The organism is Inquilinus sp., from assembly GCF_057815775.1.
Genome location: NZ_JBYRFX010000067.1, coordinates 1 through 4361, shown reverse-complemented (window position 1 = coordinate 4361; position 4361 = coordinate 1). Strand labels below are relative to the sequence as shown.

Below are 4361 nucleotides of genomic sequence, written 5' to 3'. Positions count from 1 at the left end.
CTGGTCGTCACCGGCGGCTGCGCCCGCCTGGTGGCGATCATCGCCAGCGGCGCCGTCGATCGGACGACGCTGCTGCCGCTGGCGATGGAGCTCGGCGTGACGCCGGCCCTCTGGCTCTGGCAGCGCCGCGTCGCCCGTATGTCCGAGCTATCACCCCGCTCTTAGATATTTCGCGCTGCTGTCGTGCTCGAACAGATGCAGCAGGATGCGCAGCGCCTGGCCGCGCGGGCCTTCCAGCTCTGGGTCCTTGTTCAGGATCAGGGCGACGTCGTCGCGCGCCACCGCCAGCAGGTCGCCCTGGGCGTCGATGTCGGCGATGCGGAACTCCGGCATGCCGCTCTGCTTCGTGCCCAGCATCTCGCCGGCGCCGCGCAGGCGCAGATCCTCCTCGGCAATGCGGAAGCCGTCCTCGGTTTCCCGGATGGTGGCCAGGCGCTGCCGTGCCGTTTCCGACAGCGGCGGGGTGTACAGCAGGATGCAGCGCGATGCCGCGTCGCCGCGCCCGACCCGGCCGCGCAGCTGGTGCAGCTGGGCCAGGCCGAAACGCTCGGCATGCTCGATCACCATCACCGTCGCCGCCGGCACGTTGACGCCGACCTCGATCACCGTGGTGGCGATCAACAGGTCGATGCCGCCCTCGGCGAAACCGGCCATGACGGCGTCCTTCTCCGCCGCCTTCATCTTGCCGTGCACCAGCCCGACCTTCTCGCCGAACATGCGGCGCAGATCGTCGTAGCGGTCGGTCGCGGCGGCGAGGTCGATGCTCTCGGATTCCTCGACCAGCGGGCAGACCCAATAGGCCTTGCCGCCGCCGGCCAAGTGCCGGCCGATGCCGGCCACCACCTCGTCGATCCGCTCGGACGACACGGCGCGGGTGTCGACCGGGGTGCGGCCCGGCGGCTTCTCGGTCAGCTTCGACACCTCCATGTCGCCATAGGCCGTCAGCTGCAGCGTGCGCGGGATCGGCGTCGCGGTCATGACCAGCACGTCGACGCCGTCGCCCTTGGCCGACAGCTGCAGCCGCTGGTGCACGCCGAAGCGGTGCTGCTCGTCGATCACGGCGACGGCCAGGTCGGCGAACTCGACGCTGTCCTGGAACAGCGCATGGGTGCCGACGACGACGCGGATCGACCCGTCGGCCAGGCCGGCCAGCGTCTCCTTGCGCGCCTTGCCCTTGTCGCGGCCGGTCAGCAGCCCGACCGTCAGCCCGACCGGGGCCAGCAGCGCCGACAGGGTCTCGCGATGCTGCCGCGCCAGGATCTCGGTCGGCGCCAGCATGGCGGCCTGGCGGCCATCCTCGACCGCCGCCAGCATCGCCATCAGCGCGACCACGGTCTTGCCGCTGCCGACATCGCCCTGCAGCAGCCGCAGCATCCGCGCCGGCGCTGCCAGGTCGGCATAGATCTCGGCCAGCGACAGCTGCTGGGCGTTGGTCAGGGCGAAGGGCAGGGCGGCCTCGACCTTGCCGCGCAGCGACCCGTCGCCCTTGGTCGGGCGCCCCGGCCGTTCACGGGTCGACCGGCGGAACAGCGCCAGGGCCAGCTGGTTCGCCAGCAGCTCGTCATAGGCCAGGCGCTGCCGGGCCGGGGCGACCGGCAGCAGGTCGGCCGCGTCCTGTGGCGCATGGGCCCGGCGCAGCGCAACCTGCCAGCCCGACCAGGCGCGTTGCCGCAGCCAGGCGGCGTCCTGCCATTCCGGCAGCTCCGGTGCCTTGGCGACGGCGTCGGCGATGATCTTGGCCAGGGTGCGGGGCATCAGGCCGGCGGTCAGCGGATAGATCGGCTCGACCACCGCGATCTCCTCGCGCTCCTCCAGCGGGCCGGTCCGGTCGGGATGCGGCATCTGCAGGGCGCCCTGGAACTGCTCGACCCGGCCGGAGACGATTCGGACCTGGCCGATCGGGAAGTTCGCCTCCAGCCAGTCCATCCGGGCGTGGAAGAAGACGAGGTCGATCGTTCCGGTCGAATCCGAGGCCCGGACCCGGTGCGGCGCGCGGGCGGAGGAGCCGCGGACATAGCCGTCGATGTGCAGGGTCAGGGTGACGATGGTGCCCGGCTGCGCCTCGCGCAGGGTGACCAGCCGGCGCCGGTCGACCACGCCGCTGGGCAGGTGCCACAGCAGGTCCAGCGCCTTCGGCCCGGCCAGCCTCTCGATCAGCTTTGCGGTCTTCGGACCGATGCCGTGCAGGGATTCGATGGCAGCAAAGAGTGGGAAGAGGATTTGCGGACGCAAGGCTCAGGTCTATATGAGGGCATAAGTGGAAGAGCACCTTAAGCCAATGACCGAGCCGACCGATAGCGATGCCGCAGCACCGCTGCGCCGCCGACTGCGCTTCCGCAGCTGGCATCGTGGCACCCGCGAGGCCGACCTGCTGCTGGGCGGTTTTGCCGACGCCACGCTGGACCGGCTCGATGCAGACCAGTTGGCCCGCTACGCCGACCTGATCGAGAACAACGATCCCGATCTGTGGGACTGGGTGATCGAACGTGTCCCGGTACCGGCCGATGTCGATTGCGACGTGATGCAGCTGCTGCTCGACTACGCCCGATCGCGGGGCCGCGGATGAGCGCGCTGCCCCAACATGCTTTGGCCGAACGGGCCGTAGCCGACACTGGCGGCCGCTATCGCACCATCGGCGGCGTGCCGCAGGGCCAGGATGCGCGGCTGATCGCCGAACTGGCGCGCCAGGCCGGCGGCCGCGGGCTGCTGCATGTCGCCAGCGACGACGCCCGGCTGCCGACGCTCGAAGGCGCGCTCGCCTTCTTCGCGCCGGACCTGGAGGTGGTGGTCCTGCCACCCTGGGACTGCCTGCCCTATGACCGGGTCTCGCCGAACCCCGAGACGGTGGCGGAGCGGGTCGACGCGCTGACCCGGCTGCTGATCCCGCGCAAGCCGAACCAGCCCCTCGTGGTGCTGACCACCATCGGCGCCGCGATGCAGCGGGTGCCGCCGCGTGCCAGCTTCGCCGAGGCCAGCCTGTCGATCGCCCTGCGCGACCGGGTCGATCTCGAGGCACTGCAGGGCTTCCTGGCCCGCAACGGCTACAGCCGCGCCCAGACGGTGCGCGAACCCGGTGAATTCGCCGTCCGCGGCGGCATCGTCGACCTGTTCCCGCCGGGGCTGGAGGAGCCGCTGCGGCTCGACCTGTTCGGCGACGAGCTGGAGAAGATCCGCCGCTTCGACCCGATGTCCCAGCGCACCACCGGCGAGGTCGAGCGCATCACGCTCAAGCCGATGGGCGAGATTTTCCTGGATCCGGCCGCGATCGCCCGCTTCCGCAGCGGCTACCGCGAACTGTTCGGCGCCATCAACGACGACGACCCGCTATACGAGGCGGTCTCGGCCGGCCGCAAGCAGCCCGGGATGGAACATTGGCTGCCGCTGTTCCACGACCATCTCGACACCATCTTCGACTACCTGCCGGACGCCTCGGTCACGCTGGATCACCAGATCGAGCAGGCGCGCGACCAGCGGCTGGCCCAGATCGCCGATTTCTACGAGGCGCGGCTGACCCATCAGGCGGCGCAGAAGAAGGCCAAGGGCGTGCCCTATCGGCCGATCCCACCCGATCGCCTGTATCTCGACGTGGCGGAATGGGATGCCGGCCTCGCCGGCCGCCCCGTCGCCGATTTCTCGCCCTTCGCCCCGCCCGAGGGCGGCACCGATGCCGGCGGCCGCCGCGGCCACGACTTCGCCGATGCCCGCGCCAATCCGGAGGTCAATCTCTACGCCGCGGTGCGGCTGTATCTCGGTGAGCTGAAGGCGGCGGGCAAGCGCGTGCTGGTCGCCGGCTACACCACCGGTGCCCGCGACCGCCTGCGCACGATGCTGTCGGACCAGGGCAAGGCCGATTTCGCCGTGGCCGAGACTTGGGCCGGGGTCGAGAAGATCGATCCGCGCACCGCCATCATGGTGGTGCTGCCGCTGGAACACGGCTTCGCCACTCCAGAACTCGCCGTCGTCACCGAACAGGACATCCTCGGCGACAGGCTGACCCGGCCGCAGAAGAAGCGGCGCAAATCCGACCAGTTCATCGCCGAGGTCTCGGCCCTGGCGTCGGGCGACATCGTCGTCCACCAGGATCACGGCATCGGCCGCTATGAGGGGCTGGAGACGCTGACCGTCGGCGGCGCGGCGCATGATTGCCTGCGCATCGTCTATGAGGGCGGCGACAAGCTGTTCGTGCCGGTCGAGAACATCGAGGTGCTGTCGCGCTACGGCTCCGGCGACATGGCCGTGCAGCTGGACAAGCTCGGCGGCGCCGGCTGGCAGGCGCGGAAGGCGCGGGTCAAGAAGCGGCTGAAGGACATGGCGGAGGAGCTGATGCGCATCGCCGCCGCCCGCGCCCTGCGCACCACCGC

Annotated in this window: 3 protein-coding genes; 2 read left to right on the top strand and 1 reads right to left on the bottom strand. The window is 70.6% G+C overall.

The features are described 5' to 3' along the window. Positions 1-150 precede the first annotated feature (150 nt). The gene (recG, locus tag AC3XYG_RS02700; protein WP_489138269.1) at positions 151-2232 is read right to left on the bottom strand and encodes an ATP-dependent DNA helicase RecG; all 2082 of its coding nucleotides are present in this window, start codon (positions 2230-2232) and stop codon (positions 151-153) included. 46 nt (positions 2233-2278) lie between these two features. On the opposite strand from recG, the gene AC3XYG_RS02695 reads away from it, so the two are divergent. Then, positions 2279-2566 (top strand): FAD assembly factor SdhE, encoded by a 288-nt coding sequence (locus tag AC3XYG_RS02695; protein ID WP_489138268.1) that lies wholly within the window; start codon positions 2279-2281, stop codon positions 2564-2566. Beyond that, the coding region (locus AC3XYG_RS02690; RefSeq protein ID WP_489138267.1) for a CarD family transcriptional regulator at positions 2563-4361 on the top strand (1799 nt) is incomplete at its 3' end. The genes AC3XYG_RS02695 and AC3XYG_RS02690, both read left to right, overlap by 4 nt.